Source organism: uncultured Arthrobacter sp., from assembly GCF_947495145.1.
GTDB lineage: Bacteria > Actinomycetota > Actinomycetes > Actinomycetales > Micrococcaceae > Arthrobacter_D.
The window spans coordinates 1-14,566 of record NZ_CANLXP010000011.1 but is presented as its reverse complement, the minus strand read 5'-3'; the positions used below and the strand labels follow the sequence as shown (position 1 = coordinate 14,566).

Genomic DNA, 14,566 nt, shown 5'->3' with positions numbered 1-14,566 from the left:
AGTCTAAAACACCGGCGGGACCTGCCTTTCAGCTACGCAACGAGGACTGTCAGACCCCGGCGGTATCGTGATTCACGTGAGCACTTCTACGCATCTCCCCACCGGCGACCAGGTGGTCCAGGACCTGCCGTGGCGTTGGCGCGTGCAGGGCAGGATTTTCCTCATCGGCGGCCTCGGCTTCATGTTCGATGCGTGGGACGTCACACTCAACGGCTACCTCATACCGCTGTTGTCCGAAGAATGGGGACTGACCCCCGGTGATGCGGCGTGGGTCGGCACGTCGAATCTGATCGGCATGGCGGTAGGCGCGTTTGCCTGGGGTTCCATCGCGGACATCATCGGCCGCAAGAAGGCGTTCACTGCCACCCTGCTTATCTTCTCCCTCTTCACGGTCTTCGGTGCGTTATCCGGTGACCTTGTCTGGTTCTGCATCTTCCGGTTCCTCGCCGGCTTCGGACTGGGCGGCTGCATTCCGGTGGACTACGCGTTGGTCGGTGAGTTCACCCCCCGGAAGCACCGCGGCCGTGTTCTCACCGCGATGGACGGATGGTGGCCCATCGGCGCAGCGCTGTGCGGCGTGGTGTCCGCCATCCTGATCGCGGCGTTCGGCGACTGGCGGTATCTGATGCTGGTCATGGTGCTGCCCGCGCTCCTGGTGTTCTGGGTACGCCGCTCCGTTCCCGAATCACCGCTCTACCTCGTGCAACGCGGACGTGCCGCCGAAGCCAAAGCCGTGATCGACCAGCTGGTGAAAAGCACCGGCGGCGTAGTCCGGGAGTGGCGGCTGCCTGCGGCAGGAGACGACCCGCGCCTGACGCTCGGCGGCTTATCCGGCCAGTTCACGGCCCTGTGGCGTTTCAACTGGCGGATCACGCTCGCCGCCTGGGGTCTCTTTCTGTCCATCCTGCTGGTCTACTACGGAGCACTGACGTGGATGCCGCAGATCCTCATTGCCTCCGGGTACCGCCAGTCGGTGGCATTCCTGACCACTGCGGGCATGACCGGCATCGGATTTCTCGGTGTTGTTGCGGCCGCACTGCTGGTCGAGCGAGTGGGCCGGAAGTGGATCCTCGCCGTATCAGGCCCGCTGTCCGCCGTCGTACTGGTGATTTTTGCCCTCACCGTTGAGCTGCCGGCGGCAGCCACCGGCTGGTTACTGGCGTTCGGTTTCACCATCCAGGTGGCAATTCCGGTCCTCTACACGTATGTGTCGGAGCTGTATCCGACTGAACTGCGTGGCTCGGGATTCGGCTGGGCGTCCACGGTGTCGCGGGTGGGAGCCGGACTGGTGCCGCTGATCTTCGGATCCCTGTTGTGGCCGTACCTCGGACTCCCGCTGACCTTTGCGGTAACCGGCGTGCTGGTGCTGGTGGCGGTGTTGTGGATGGCCTTCAACGCACCGGAGACCCGCGGAGCCCGCATCTGACTTGACCATCGAATGTGACCTGCGCCACGCTATGGTGGTTCTTCCCACTCCTGGAGGTCTCATGATTGCCCGCAACGCCACTGCCGTCGTGCTTGCATCCCTGCTCGCCGCCACCGGCACAGCCCTACCCGCGCAGGCCAAGCCCGCCGGACCCAATGAAGCCAGCACCGCGGAAGCACAACAGTCGCTACGCGCGCCGGTGACCGACGAAAACTTCTACTTCGTGATGGCTGACCGTTTTGCCAACGGCACTACAGCGAACGACGACGGCGGGCTCGGTCCCAATCCGATGGTGTCCGGCTTCGATCCCACCCGGAAGGGCTTCTACAACGGCGGCGACCTCAAGGGGCTGCTCGACCGGCTCGACTACATCGAGGGTCTGGGCACGACGTCCATCTGGTTGACCCCGAGCTTCAAGAACAAGGCGGTGCAGTCGGCAGACAACTCGGCGGGCTACCACGGCTACTGGATTACCGACTTCACGCAGATCGACCCGCACCTGGGCTCCAACGAAGACCTGAAAGCCCTCATCGACGAGGCGCACTCCCGCGGCATGAAGGTCTACTTCGACATCATCACCAACCACACCGCGGACGTCATCGGTTACGAGGACGGTGACCGGCTGCCGTACGTTTCCAAGGACGAGGTGCCCTACCGGACCGCAGACGGGGTGCCGTTCGATGACCGGGATGTGGCGGGCAGCGAGGACTTCCCTGAGCTCGCCGCGAAAACCTCCTTCCCCTACGCGCCGGTCCTCGGACCCGGCGAGGAGAACCTCAAGGTACCCGCCTGGCTCAACGATCCGACGCTCTACCACAACCGCGGCGACACCACCTTCGCTGGGGAGGACTCCTACTACGGCGACTTCTTCGGCCTGGACGATCTGTTCACCGAGCACCCTGTTGTGGTTGACGGCATGAAGGAGATCTACCAGACCTGGATTGCCGATTTCGGTGTGGACGGATTCCGCATTGACACCATGAAGCACGTCGATGACGGGTTCTGGCAGGAGTTCGGCCCGGACGTCCTTGAGTTCGCCCGTGACCAGGGCAAGGACGAGTTCTTCATGTTCGGCGAGGTGTTCGACACCACCAAGGACTTCACCTCCCAGTACACGACCCGAAATTCGATGCAGGCCGTGCTCGACTTCCCGTTCCAGGAGGCAGCCCGCAGCTTCGCCTCCCGCGGTGCAGACGCACAGCAGCTTGAGCAGTTCTTCATTGGCGACGACTGGTACACCGACGCGGATTCCAACGCCTACAGCCTGCCCACGTTCCTGGGCAACCATGACATGGGCCGTATCGGCGGTTTCGTCGCCGCTGACAACCCGGACGCCGGTGAGGACGAATTGCTGGCCCGCGATGAGCTCGCACATGAGCTGATGTACTTCTCGCGCGGAAACCCGGTCATCTACTACGGCGACGAGCAGGGCTTCACCGGCCCCGGCGGCGACCAGGACGCCCGGCAGACGCTCTTCGCGAGCCAGGTGGCGGATTACCTTGATGATGACCTCCTGGGTACTGAGGCAACCCATGCACAGGACAACTTCAACACCGAGCATCCGCTGTACCAGTCCATCGGCACCCTCGCCGAGGTCACCGAGGAGCACCCGGCGTTGCGGAACGGAGCCCATCAGCACCGTTACGCCTCCGAAGGAGCCGGCATCTACGCCTTTTCCCGGATCGACACCGAACGGCAGCGCGAGTACGTCGTTGCCCTGAACAACAGCGAAGAAGCCCAGACCGCCGAGATCCCGACCTACATGCCGTCACGGACCTTCAAGTCTGTGTACGGCGAGGGCGAGGACCGTGTGAAGTCTGCACGCGACGGAAGCCTCACAGTCACGGTTCCCCCGCTCTCCGCGGTTGTCTACGAAGCGGCCGGACGCATCCCCGCCTCAAAGTCGGCTCCGGCGATCAGTCTCGCCCAGCCGGCGCCGGCGGAAGCTGACAACGGACGCATGCTCGTTGAGGCCGACGTCGACGGTTCCTCCTTCTACCAGGTGTCCTTTGAAGCACGCACAGCCGGCGGCGACTGGACTCCGATCGGAACGGATGACAACGCACCGTATCGCGTCTTCCACGACGTTGCCGCGCTCGATCCCGGAACCCCACTCGAATACCGTGCGGTGGTCCTGGACAACAAGGGCCACACAGCCGGCAGCGGTGTGGTGGGCGCCGAGGCGCCTGCGCCGATCGTGGCGCTTCAGGCTCCTGAGGAGAACACCTGGGTACGGGACGCCGTCGAGCTCAGCGCGGTGGCGGATCCTGAAAAGGCAACCCATGTGGTGTCCTTCGAGCGCAGCGTGAACGGCGGCGAGTGGGAGGAGATCGGCGCGGATAGCTCCTCACCGGCGTATACCCTCACGGACGACATCTCGGCTCTCGGCCTGCCTGATGACACGCAGCTGCAGTATCGGGCGGTGCTTGGAGAGTCTGTGAGCAACGTGCGGACGGTCACCATCGGAGACCCGGTGGTGGTCCAGCCGGCGAACGTGTCAGTGCCAGGAAGCCTCAACTCCGAGATGGGGTGCCCGGGCGACTGGGATCCGGCGTGTGACCAGGCGCAGATGACTCTTGGCGACGACGGCCTGTGGCGGCTTGCGGTGGACCTCCCGGCCGGTGACTACGAGTACAAGGCAGCGATCGATAAGGATTGGCCCGAAAACTACGGAGCCGGCGGGGCACCGAACGGCCCCAACATACCCCTCGCGCACGACGGCGGTCCAGTGACCTTCACGTACGACCACCGGACGCACCTCATCACCGCGGAGTAAACACGCGGAGTGAACACGGAGTAGGCGGTTAGACGCGGAGCCACTCTGATCGAGCGGGCGGAAATAACGGGATCTTAAGCAGTGACCCGCTATTTCCGCCCGCTCGACTCTGTTAAGACCTCGACTCAGGTTAGGGCGAGGTCTCGGAGGGTCTCGATGAGGAGTGCGCGCTCCTGGATCTTGATGCGTTCGTGGAGGCTCTCCTCGGTGTCGTCTTCGAGAACCGGCACCGCTGCCTGGGAGAGGATGGGCCCGGTGTCGATCCCGGCGTCGGCAATCATCACCGTGCAGCCGGTGACCTTGACCCCGTAGGCAAGTGCGTCCCGGACTCCGTGCGCTCCGGGAAAGCTGGGAAGAAGGGCCGGGTGCGTGTTGAGGTACCGGTTGGGGAAACGGTCGAGGAACCGCTGGTCGACAATGCGCATGAACCCGGAGGAGATGACGTAGTCCGGTTCGAAGGCGGCCGTGCGCTCCGTGAGCTCAGCGTTCCAGTCCGCGCGTTTGCCGTACTGCTTGAAGTCCACCACGAACGTCGGGATACCCACCGCCGCGGCACGTTCAACGCCGTAGGTGCCGGGGCGGTCTGCGCCGACTGCGGCGATCTCCACGGGAAGGTCTTTGGCCTGCACCGCATCGATCACCGCCTGCAGATTGGACCCTGTACCGGAAACGAGGACAACGATGCGCATGGGTTCAAGCGTACTGGCCGGGGCCCGCGCAGATGCGTTCCCGGGTGTCCTAGGGTTGAAGCATGAAGAAACCCGCGCCTTCCGACCCGGCAGCCCGGCCCGCGAAGCCACCCCGGCAGTCGCCGCAGCCGTCGGATAAGGAGATTGCATCGACGCGCGCCCAACTGCGCCTGTTCATGCTGCTCCTCCTCGCGACACTTCTGGGCGCAAGTTTCCCCCTGCCGTGGAAGGTGCTGGGCATTGTCTTCGGATTGGCCGCGCTCACGGTCGGCATCATCGCGCTCGTCGGCCTGGTCCGGCAGAAGGCACCAACCCTGTCGCGCATTTCGACGACGATCGGCCTGGTGGCCTCACTCTTCCTCACCATGGGCACGGGTGCAGCCGTGCTGCTCTGGCCCGTCACAGCGCAGTACGAGGAATGCATGGCAACCGCGCTCACGTCCAAGGCGCAGCGGCAATGCGAGGAAGACCTACGCAACCTGGGCGGCCTGTTGGACCCGCGCTAATGCCCTACCTTGACTCCCGCTCCAGCAGCGGACTGACCGCATAGCCAATGACGACGCCGACCGCCACTTCCGCTGCCACGAACAATCCCGTCCACAACGGGTCAGGACCGATCTCAACGAAGCGACCGACCCCTACTGACGCACGGGAAAGCAGCGCGACCACAGCCGTGCCCGCTCCGGCCAGCACGCCGACGAGCAGCCCGAGGGCGAGAGTCGACGCAGCTGCCGTGACCCAGCGGGCTTCCACTTTAAGCTGCAGCCACTCATCGAAGTGGTTTTCCCCTTCCCGGAAGAACCACCAGCCGGCCAGGATGCCCGCGAGAACCGGCAGGGCAAGTGCGGCCATCCCGTACTCCAGCTGCCCTGAAGGGACGGCGCCGAGGATGGGTAGCGCCGGCAGCGGACCGGCTGTGGTGGCGAGCGGGCTGATGGAGCTTCCCGTTCCCAGGGCAAAGCCTGAGCCGGAGGACCAGGCAAGGGTCCAGACCGCGAGATTGGGAAGGAACCCGAGCTGGCCAATGGTGACGACAGCCCCGCCAACGATCCCCGCATCGAGCCGCTCGTAGATTGTGGCGACTGCCGCCCAGTGGATCGCAAGCGTGACGGCGAGCAGGATGGCGGACAGGCCGAGCGCCGAAACCACCGCAAGGAATGCCGCACGCCCGGCAGACCACGCATATGATCCTGCCCAGCGGGAGTGCTGACTGGAGGTGGCAATCCATTCTGCGAGGTCTACACCGATCAGGCGTCCCCAGGACCCAGCCTCCCGGTATGCGCCGATGATCATTCCCGCACCGGCTGCAATGAGCGGCACACTGGCGCCGGCTACAAGCGATGCCGAGGTGGCGCCGTCGTCGGCCAGGTAGGCAGCGCCGAGACCAAGGGCGGCATAGACGACCAGCGCGCCGAGAAGTGCCTGCCACAACTGATCCGTATAGGAGGCGCGCGCCAACCGGCGCCCCGCCCGCCACGCGAGGAGGAACGGGAGAAGGGTCAGCGCGAGCGGAACCGCCCAGAGCAGGCCGGTGCCGCCGTCGGGAAGTCCGAACTCAAGCGGCACACCGTGCAGCACCAGCCACGCTTGCGCAGCGAGCTGGAGTGTTCCGAACGCCTCGCGCCCGGCGAACCCGCCCGTCAGCCAGACGGCTCCGAGTGGCACCAGGACGATCAGCGCGGAAATCACCGCAGCCTGTCCAAGCTCGAAGGCGCCCTGCAGCCATAGTGGCATGGGCAGCGCTCGGGGCTTTGTGGGGAGTTTCATCCCCTCCATGGTGCCACCGGCGGCGGCATCAGCCGCTGAACGACTCGGCGAGGTAGCTCACCCTCACAGAGTCCGGCGAGCGCCGCAAGCTTCAGGCGAGCAGGTCGGCGATGCCTTTGATGAGCGCCGTTGCCGCGCCGAGGAAGGCGATGACGATGACGGCGAACCGTGCGTGCCGGTCATGGATGTACCGGGCGAGCCGCTCCCCGGTGAAGATACCGAGAATGATCGACACGGGGATGAGGACCCACATCCAGGTTTCCAGTGGAGGTACCTGCCCGGGATCGATGAGGAGCTTCACGAGCACCGTAACTGATCCAATCACCGCGAAGAACGGCTGCAGCGTGGCGGCGAACGGGCGTTGCGGCCACCGCGCGAGCAGCGCGTAGGCGCTCACTGCGGGCCCGCCCACGCCCGCCATGGAGTTGGTCAGCCCCGCCGAGAAACCGGCAACGGCCTTGGAACGGTTCCCCGTCACCATCACCGAGGAGCGCTGCAGCACAAGGGAGGCAGTGAGCCCCGCCAGCACGACGGCGGCCACCGTCACCGCAAGCGGCGCACTGGGCAGACCCACGGCGGCAATCGACCCTCCGACCGAGCCGAAGACCGCCGGAATGGTCAGCCAGCGGAACATGCCCCAGTCGATGTCCTTCCACACGCGGGGAACAATCAGTGTGGAGGACACCACGCCGCAGATGTTGATCAGGAGCACGCCTTCGTGCGGGCCGAGGATCAATACGAGGAACGGCGAAACGAGCAGCGCGAAGCCCAGCCCGGCGATGCGCTGGGCGATGGCGCCCACGACAATGAGGCCTAGAACGAGGATGAATAGCGCGATTGTCACCCTAGATACAGTACGCCGAGGCAACAGTCATGCCTGTGTTAGGCGGAGTTATGCTGGCAACATGACGCCTGCAGCGACCGCCCTGAACATCGCCGACTGGCGCCGGGAAGTCTTCGCCCTCTATGCCGAGGTCCGCGACGCTGCTGCTGCCGGCTCCCCCGCGCTCGCGCATGCCCACTGGCGCACCGGCCGCGACAGGCTGTTCGCCGGCCACCCGGCGTCGCCCCTTTCGTCCTCCGCCCGGCAGGACTTCGCCGGGCTGAACATCGCGCCCTATGACCCGGGTTTCCGTTTTGAAGCTGCAATTGACGACGACGGCGCGGGCCAGCTGATGGAGGTACCGACCGGTACTGACGGGGTGGTGCCGTTCGAGCGGGTGGGCACTGTTGCCCTTGACGGCGGGGCGTCCGACGGCGTCGGGCGCCTCGCGCTGTGGCGGCTGAAATCCTATGGCGGCGGGCTCTTCCTTCCGCTGCGGGACGGCTCGTCCGGCGCAGACGGCGGGAGCTACGGCGGCGGACGCTACGTACTGGACACCGTCAAGGGCGCGCACCTCGGCGAGCGCGAAGGGCGCCTGATCGTGGACCTGAACTTCGCCTACAATCCCTCCTGCGCCTATGACGAGGCGTGGGCATGCCCGCTCCCTGGGCCGGACAACCGGCTGGATGTCCCTGTATCCGTCGGAGAGCTGTACACCGCGTACTGAGTTGTACACCGCGTACTGAGCCAGAGTTCATCCGGCTGCAACCTCCTGCTCGCCGGGTGCACAGACCACGCTGCCAGTATCGGGAGCGTGAGAGTTGCAGTGGTCGCCGAATCGTTCCTTCCGCACATGAACGGGGTGACCCACTCGCTGCTGAAGGTGCTCGCCCACCTTCGCAGCCGGGGTGATGACGCCCTGGTGATTGCGCCGTCGTCGTCGTGGTTGGACAGGGCTTCCCGAGTCAGCGGTGAGGCGCCCGCTTTCGTGGAGGGCTACCCGGTTGTCACGCTGCCATCTGTCCCGTTGTCCGGGTATCCGAATGTCCGGTTGGCGGCCGGCACGGTGGCGAGGGTGCGTCGGATCCTCGCCGACTTCGCGCCGGACGTGGTTCACGTGGCTTCGCCTTTCGTGCTGGGCTGGCGGGCAGTGCAGGCGGCCTCTCAGCTGGGCCTGCCCACCGTATCCGTGTACCAGACGGAGATTCCTGCCTATGCCGCCCGCTACGGGATTCCGTGGGCCGAGAACATGTTGTGGCAACGGGTCGAGAACATCCACCAGGGGTCGACGCTGACCCTCGCCCCGTCGTCGTTTGCACTGAAGCAGCTCGATTCGCATGGCATTCCACGGTTGCGGCTCTGGCGCCGCGGCGTCGACACCGCACGCTTCTCACCCGCAAAGCGCGACGGCGACTGGCGCAGTTCGGTTGCTCCGCCCGGTTCGAAGGTGATCGGGTATGTCGGCCGCCTGGCGGCTGAAAAGCAGGTCGAGGACCTCGCCGGCCTCGATGCCATCCCCGGCACGAAGCTGGTGATTGTGGGCTCCGGGCCGGCGAAGGAGTCGCTGCAGCAGAAACTCCCCGGTGCGCATTTTGCTGGGTTCCAGACCGGTGAAGACTTGGCGCGGACCATGGCGTCGTTCGACGTCTTTGTGCATCCGGGTGAATCCGAAACGTTCTGCCAAACCATCCAGGAGGCAATGGCCTCGGGAGTGCCCGTTGTCGCCGTCGGCCGCGGCGGCCCGCTTGACCTCGTAGATTCCTCGCGCACCGGATGGCTGTACCCGCCGGGTGAGCTGGGTCAGCTGCACGCGGGAGTGATGGACCTCCTTGGCGATGACACCAAGCGCCGGGCATTCGGCCGGGCAGCGTATGCCGCGGTTCAGGGGCGCACCTGGCCGGTGCTGTGTGAGCAGCTCGTGTCCTTCTACGCCGAGGCGATCGGGATGCATCAATCCGCACCTGTCAGCCGTAGCGGCACCACGTCGGCTCATTGAGCACCGCCTCTGCGGAACAGGAAGCCTGCTGAGTAGATGTGGCACACTGGCCGCATGCAGACCTTCCTGCCCTATCCTGACTTCGCAGCCAGCGCCGCCGTGCTCGATCAGGCACGGCTTGGCAAGCAGCGGGTTGAGACACTGCAGATCCTGCGCGCACTGGTTCTGCCCGACTACGGCTGGCGCAGTCACCCGGCGACCCGGATGTGGATGGGTCACGTGCCCGCGCTTACCGTCTATGGGTTGGCGATGGTCCGTGAATGGGTATCGCGCGGGCACGCTGACAGCACCGCGCCGCTGCTCAGTGAATTCGCGCCCGACTCCGCTGTGGCGTTCGAAACGGGCGCCGGGCCGGAACCCGCAATGCCGCCGTGGCTGGGGAACCCGGAAGTCCACGTCAGCCACCAGTCGAACCTCATCCAGAAGGCACCGGAGTTCTACCGGGACCGATTCCCCGGCACGCCGGAGGACCTCCCGTACTCCTGGCCGGAGCCGGAGCTGGAGCTCATACCGGTCGAGCCCGTGGGCGAACGGCTCTGGGTCTGGCACGGCCCGGTGGATACCGACGACGGCGACGCGCTGCTCCTCCCCGGGCATCCGCCGGCTGGCCGGGCCGTGCCCAAGTGGTCCCGGCAATACGCCGCGTTCACCGAACTGGCGCGCGAAGGTGATGCTGCCGCCGTCGTCAGGGATGGCGGTGCCCGGCTGCAGCGGGGCACGCTTGGCGCGCTGACCATCGAAAAAGACACTCACGACGACGACGCGCCGGGCGTTGCGCGACGCCCCATCTCACTCTCGGGCTGGCTTCGCCGCAGCGATTTCGAGTATCCGGCACTGCTGCAGGATCCGCGGCGGTTCTATGCCGTGGAAGCGCCCGGCGCACTGTCCTAGAGCCCGTACAGCTCGAACCCGACCGCTGAGCTTGAATCGCCCCCGGAGTTCCGGCTGGTGGCCCAACGAACCTGTTCGGTTGCCTGTTCCTCCACCGGTCTGCTGTCCAGCGCCTGTAGATACTTCGAATGCGCGGCGAGGGAGAGAATGGCCTTTTCGACACTTTCCTCGCTGACCGCCACAGCATGCGTGGGGTTCATGCTAAGGATCGCGGTCCACTTCACCTGGTGACGGGGGCCCTCCAGGTCCGGGAAAATCCATTCATTGGCGGCGTCGGCCACCGCGTTCAGCACCGACCGGCCCAGTGCCCGGTGATCCTCCGAGTTCCATCTGCCCGGGCCCCAGGTGTCACCGTGATTCAATGTCACGACGCCGTCGGGCTGGTGCCTGCGAATTGTCGCCGCCAGGTCGCGGCGCAACTCGAGGGATTCCGTCAGGCGGCCGTCGGGGTAGCCGAGGAACTCAAGTACGTCGACGCCCACCCGGTCGCAGGCGGCCCGCTGCTCACCCTCACGCAGTGGGCCGCTTTCCTGCGGCGGGAGCCCAGCAATCCCGGCTTCGCCACGCGTAGCCAGCACGTAGTGGACCTCCTTGCCCTGCGCGATCCACTCGGCCACCGCAGCGGATGTGCCGTACTCAGGATCATCCGGGTGCGCCATGAGTACCAGCACACGCTGCCAGTCAGTCGGAAACGACTCAAGCGTCACAGTGCACCTCCTGCGGTGGCCGGCATGTTGGGGTCGCTGCCGGCGTCGCCAACGGCCTCACGCGCAAGGAAGTTCTCGACGTCGAACAGGTTGTCGGCACGTTCTACAATGGTGAGGAGCGTGGACATGGACGCGACTTCCTCCACCTGTTCCTTCAGAAACCACAGCATGAACTGTTCGCCGAGCGCGTCGTTCTCCACCCTGGCCTGGGCGAACATCGCCTCGATATCCGCCGTGACCTGCTTCTCCTGGGTGAGAGCGAGGGACACCGGCTCCACCACCGCGGTGAAGTCGTTCCGCACCGGTTCGACGCCGGGGATCTGCACCCTGTGTCCCCGGTCAAGCATGTACTGGACCATCATCAGGCCATGGTTTCGCTCCTCGAGCGACTGCCGGTAGAAGTGGGCAGCGAGGCGGGGCAGATCCTGGCTGTCGAACCACACGGCGATCGCCAGATACTGCTGCGAGGCTGCGAGTTCGTTTCCAACCTGTCGGCTCAACAGACCGGTGAAGCTTCTCTCGGCCATAGTGTCCCTTCCCTTGATGCGTGCCGTCCCTGTACGCGTTGCCGTCGGCCGGGAGCGCATCCGGCGGGGCTGCTTGTAGGCAGGCTTATCATTGGAGCAGCAGCCGTGCAAGCAATCTGCGAGCGCACCGGCCACACCGTCTTTTCGAGCAACCGTTGGAGGATCCCATTACAGATACTGCCGCCCAGCATGATGTGTACTTCGGCGCACCCGAAGTGGAGAACGACACCGAACTGCTCGAGTCCGCGTCCAGTGCCGCCGTTGCCAGACTGAACGACCGCGATGACATCACCACGGTCAAGCGTCGGTTCGCCCTGATCAATACCGATACGACACCGCACCAGGCAATGGTGGAGGATCTGTTGTTCATCCGCGAGGCGCTTGAGCTTGCCGGTATCGAGTATCTGCTGGTCCGCGGCAATGATGAGCGTCCCGTCGTCGCGGTCGATTTGAAGTATCGGGAGCAGCTGCGCGAGGCGCTGGTCGAAGCGTGCCGCAATGAGCCGTTCTACTCCCGGACGGTGGACACCAAACGGCGGACTACGCTGCTGGTGGCCGACGGCGCCCTCTCCCCCAGTGAGAAAGCGCGGATCTTCCGGTTGTTCCGCCCCCGTATCGAACCGATCGGTGGGCTGACGTTCGGCCCCTCAGCCGGTGTGCAGATCGAGCTGTGGTCACTTGATGGCGACCGCATTGAGCTCCCGATGGAGAACTCACTGACCAGGCGGACTCTCCCGTCGAATGAAGTGGTACGTGGCTCCGTCACCCGCCATGGCCTGGTGTGGCCGACCATCGACAACATGTTTGCGGACCACGCAACGGACATCGACTTCGAAATCGACCTGGTCTTCACCTGGGTGGACGGAAGCTCGCCGGAGTACCTGGCAGCCCGGGCTGCACGCATGAAGAACGTCGTCATCGGCGAGGGCGACGACCATGAGGCCCGGTACCGCCAGATTGACGAGCTGAAGTACGCATTGCGCTCCGTCTACATGTTTGCGCCGTGGATCCGCCGCATCTTCATCGCCACCGACTCTGAACGTCCCGAGTGGCTGGCCGATCATCCGTCGGTCACCCTGGTTCGCTCCGAGGAGCACTTCAAGGACCCGTCCGTGCTGCCGACCTACAACTCGCAGGCCGTCGAGTGCCAGCTGCACCACATTCCCGACCTTTCCGAGTACTTCCTCTATTCGAATGACGACATGTTCTTCGGCCGACCGGTGGGACCGGACATGTTCTTCTCGCCCGGTGGGATCACGAAGTTCATTCAGGCGGACACGCGCATCGGGCTCGGTGAGAACGATGCGGAACGCAGCGGCTTCGAAAATGCCGCTCGAGTGAACCGCCGCCTTCTTCACGAGCGCTTCGGCCGCATCACCACCCGCCACCTCGAGCACACGGCGGCGCCGCTGCGCAAGAGCGTCATGGAGGAGATGGAGAACGAGTTTGCGGAGGAGTTCGCGGCGACGGCAGCATCGAAGTTCCGCGCCAAGGACAACATCTCCGTTACCAACTCGCTGTATCACTACTACGCGCTGCTGACCGGCCGCGCGGTGACGCAGGAGTCCGCGAGGGTGAAGTACATCGACACCACCATGCGCTCCGGGCTGCGCAAGCTTCACAAGCTGCTGGACAAGCGCAACATGGATCTGTTCTGCCTCAATGACGGCAGCTTCCCGGAGATTCCGGCGGAAGAACGCGCCCGCGCAGTGACCGACTTCCTGGAGAAGTACTTCCCCGTCAAGGCGCCCTGGGAGAAGTAGGCGGGACAGATCAGACGGCGGTGAGAGCCCTCACAGGTGCTGCTTCAGCGATCTGCACACCGGCTGCCTCCAGCCGGCGGCGGGTCTCCTCACGGGGAACGGTCTCGCCCACCGCCGTATGGGTGCCGATGGGCACCACTGAGTGCACCACGGTGTCTTCGTACACGTGGACCAGGTTGTAGGCCTGGGCTCCGTCGCGACCGCGGGTGCCGCCGTCGTCGTACGTGAGGTCCTGCGTGTAGCAGGTGGCGGACGCCACCGACACCGGGATGCCTGCGAACAGCGCGCTGGTTGAGTAATGCAGGTGGCCCGCCAGGATCGCGCGAACATCCGTGCCGCGAACGACGTCGGCAAGCCGGCTTTGGTCGCGTAGCTCCACCAAAACCGACAGGTCCTGAATGCACGGAACCGGCGGGTGGTGGAGGGCGAGAATGGTTCCGTAGGGAGCCGGCGTGAGGAGTTCGTTGGCCAGCCAGACGAGCTGCTCGTGGCTGATCTCGCCGTAGTGGTGGCCGGGCACCGTGGAGTCCAGAGTGATGATCCGCAGGCCGTTGATCAGATAGCTGCGGTCAAGCGGGGCGGTGTCGGCGGGCTCATTCAGGAGTTCGCTGCGGAGGGTGGCGCGGTCGTCGTGGTTGCCCATCGCCCAGATGACCTCGGCGCCCAGCTTGTGGGCGGCGGGTTCAACGATGTTGCGGAGTTTCGCGTATGCCTCCGCCTCACCCTTGTCAGCCAGGTCGCCGGTGAAGACGATTGCCTCCGGCCGGGATCCTGAGGCTTCCAGGTCGGTGAAGATCTGACGGAGGCGTGCCTCGCTGTCCACCGACCCGTACAGGGGTTCCGGGCCACCCACCAGGTGGGTGTCGCTCATGTGCAGGACAAAGTGTTGCGGCCGTGGGTGCTCGGCCGTCCGGAAGTTCATGATCGCCTTCTCGATAGAGCTCGAATAGCTTTCACTTCATTTAACCTTCATCAAAGCAGAGGCATTCCTGCCAAGGGATGAACGTCACACGGCGAGTCCGTTAATACTTTCCCGTCCGTGGTGAGAGGCATTCGGACCCGGTGCCTTGAAGGATTGCTCCCCCTCACCCCGTCGAGTTGGCAGGACGCGCCCCTTATGCACCGGGCAAAGTCATATGGTCGAAGCAACGCTCTGATTGATGGAGCGTTTGATGGTCAAGTTGTTTCCTGTGAATGCGCG

The 14,566-nt window shown here is 65.0% G+C and carries 13 protein-coding genes; 7 read left to right on the top strand and 6 right to left on the bottom strand.

Features of this window, described 5'->3' with window-relative positions:
• The first annotated feature begins 76 nt into the window (after window positions 1–76).
• Window positions 77–1,426, top strand: a complete 1,350-nt coding sequence (locus Q0877_RS09995) for an MFS transporter (protein ID WP_299167364.1) — start codon at window positions 77–79, stop codon at window positions 1,424–1,426.
• A gap of 61 nt (window positions 1,427–1,487) precedes the next feature.
• Entirely contained in the window at window positions 1,488–4,202 is a 2,715-nt protein-coding gene (locus tag Q0877_RS09990) for an alpha-amylase family glycosyl hydrolase (RefSeq protein WP_367182161.1), read from the top strand.
• 125 nt (window positions 4,203–4,327) lie between these two features.
• On the opposite strand, the gene purN is transcribed toward Q0877_RS09990, so the two are convergent.
• The gene (gene purN / locus Q0877_RS09985) at window positions 4,328–4,891 is read right to left on the bottom strand and encodes a phosphoribosylglycinamide formyltransferase (protein ID WP_299167362.1); all 564 of its coding nucleotides are present in this window, start codon (window positions 4,889–4,891) and stop codon (window positions 4,328–4,330) included.
• A gap of 62 nt (window positions 4,892–4,953) precedes the next feature.
• Here purN and Q0877_RS09980 point away from each other — a divergent pair, with 62 nt between their 5' ends.
• Window positions 4,954–5,397, top strand: a complete 444-nt coding sequence (locus Q0877_RS09980) for a hypothetical protein (protein WP_299167361.1) — start codon at window positions 4,954–4,956, stop codon at window positions 5,395–5,397.
• A 4-nt stretch (window positions 5,398–5,401) separates the two neighbouring features.
• On the opposite strand, the gene Q0877_RS09975 is transcribed toward Q0877_RS09980, so the two are convergent.
• Together Q0877_RS09975 and Q0877_RS09970 are read right to left on the bottom strand one after the other, a co-directional pair.
• On the bottom strand, window positions 5,402–6,658 hold the full coding sequence (locus tag Q0877_RS09975; RefSeq protein ID WP_299167359.1) for a DUF6350 family protein: 1,257 nt from the start codon (window positions 6,656–6,658) through the stop codon (window positions 5,402–5,404).
• Window positions 6,659–6,749: 91 nt separating this feature from the next.
• Window positions 6,750–7,502: a sulfite exporter TauE/SafE family protein gene (locus Q0877_RS09970; RefSeq protein ID WP_299167357.1), complete on the bottom strand. Its 753-nt coding sequence runs from the start codon at window positions 7,500–7,502 to the stop codon at window positions 6,750–6,752.
• Between the two features lie 61 nt (window positions 7,503–7,563).
• Here Q0877_RS09970 and Q0877_RS09965 point away from each other — a divergent pair, with 61 nt between their 5' ends.
• The 3 genes from Q0877_RS09965 to Q0877_RS09955 all read left to right on the top strand — a co-directional run bounded on the left by Q0877_RS09965 (window position 7,564) and on the right by Q0877_RS09955 (window position 10,368).
• Entirely contained in the window at window positions 7,564–8,208 is a 645-nt protein-coding gene (locus tag Q0877_RS09965) for a DUF1684 domain-containing protein (protein ID WP_299167356.1), read from the top strand.
• Window positions 8,209–8,295: 87 nt separating this feature from the next.
• The gene (locus Q0877_RS09960; protein ID WP_299167354.1) at window positions 8,296–9,477 is read left to right on the top strand and encodes a glycosyltransferase family 1 protein; all 1,182 of its coding nucleotides are present in this window, start codon (window positions 8,296–8,298) and stop codon (window positions 9,475–9,477) included.
• Between the two features lie 54 nt (window positions 9,478–9,531).
• Window positions 9,532–10,368, top strand: a complete 837-nt coding sequence (locus tag Q0877_RS09955; protein WP_299167353.1) for an MSMEG_6728 family protein — start codon at window positions 9,532–9,534, stop codon at window positions 10,366–10,368.
• Here the strand turns inward: Q0877_RS09955 and Q0877_RS09950 are convergent.
• Together Q0877_RS09950 and Q0877_RS09945 are read right to left on the bottom strand one after the other, a co-directional pair.
• Window positions 10,365–11,075, bottom strand: a complete 711-nt coding sequence (locus Q0877_RS09950; protein WP_299167352.1) for a PIG-L deacetylase family protein — start codon at window positions 11,073–11,075, stop codon at window positions 10,365–10,367. The two genes, Q0877_RS09955 and Q0877_RS09950, sit on opposite strands and share 4 nt — an antisense overlap.
• Window positions 11,072–11,602 carry a ferritin gene (locus Q0877_RS09945; RefSeq protein ID WP_299167351.1) on the bottom strand — a complete coding sequence of 177 codons (531 nt, stop codon included), beginning with the start codon at window positions 11,600–11,602 and terminating at the stop codon, window positions 11,072–11,074. Before Q0877_RS09945 ends, Q0877_RS09950 begins: the two co-directional genes overlap by 4 nt.
• A gap of 194 nt (window positions 11,603–11,796) precedes the next feature.
• On the opposite strand from Q0877_RS09945, the gene Q0877_RS09940 reads away from it, so the two are divergent.
• Window positions 11,797–13,365 carry a stealth conserved region 3 domain-containing protein gene (locus Q0877_RS09940; RefSeq protein WP_299167464.1) on the top strand — a complete coding sequence of 523 codons (1,569 nt, stop codon included), beginning with the start codon at window positions 11,797–11,799 and terminating at the stop codon, window positions 13,363–13,365.
• A gap of 10 nt (window positions 13,366–13,375) precedes the next feature.
• On the opposite strand, the gene Q0877_RS09935 is transcribed toward Q0877_RS09940, so the two are convergent.
• Entirely contained in the window at window positions 13,376–14,287 is a 912-nt protein-coding gene (locus tag Q0877_RS09935) for a phosphodiesterase (RefSeq protein ID WP_299167350.1), read from the bottom strand.
• Window positions 14,288–14,566: the final 279 nt, after the last annotated feature.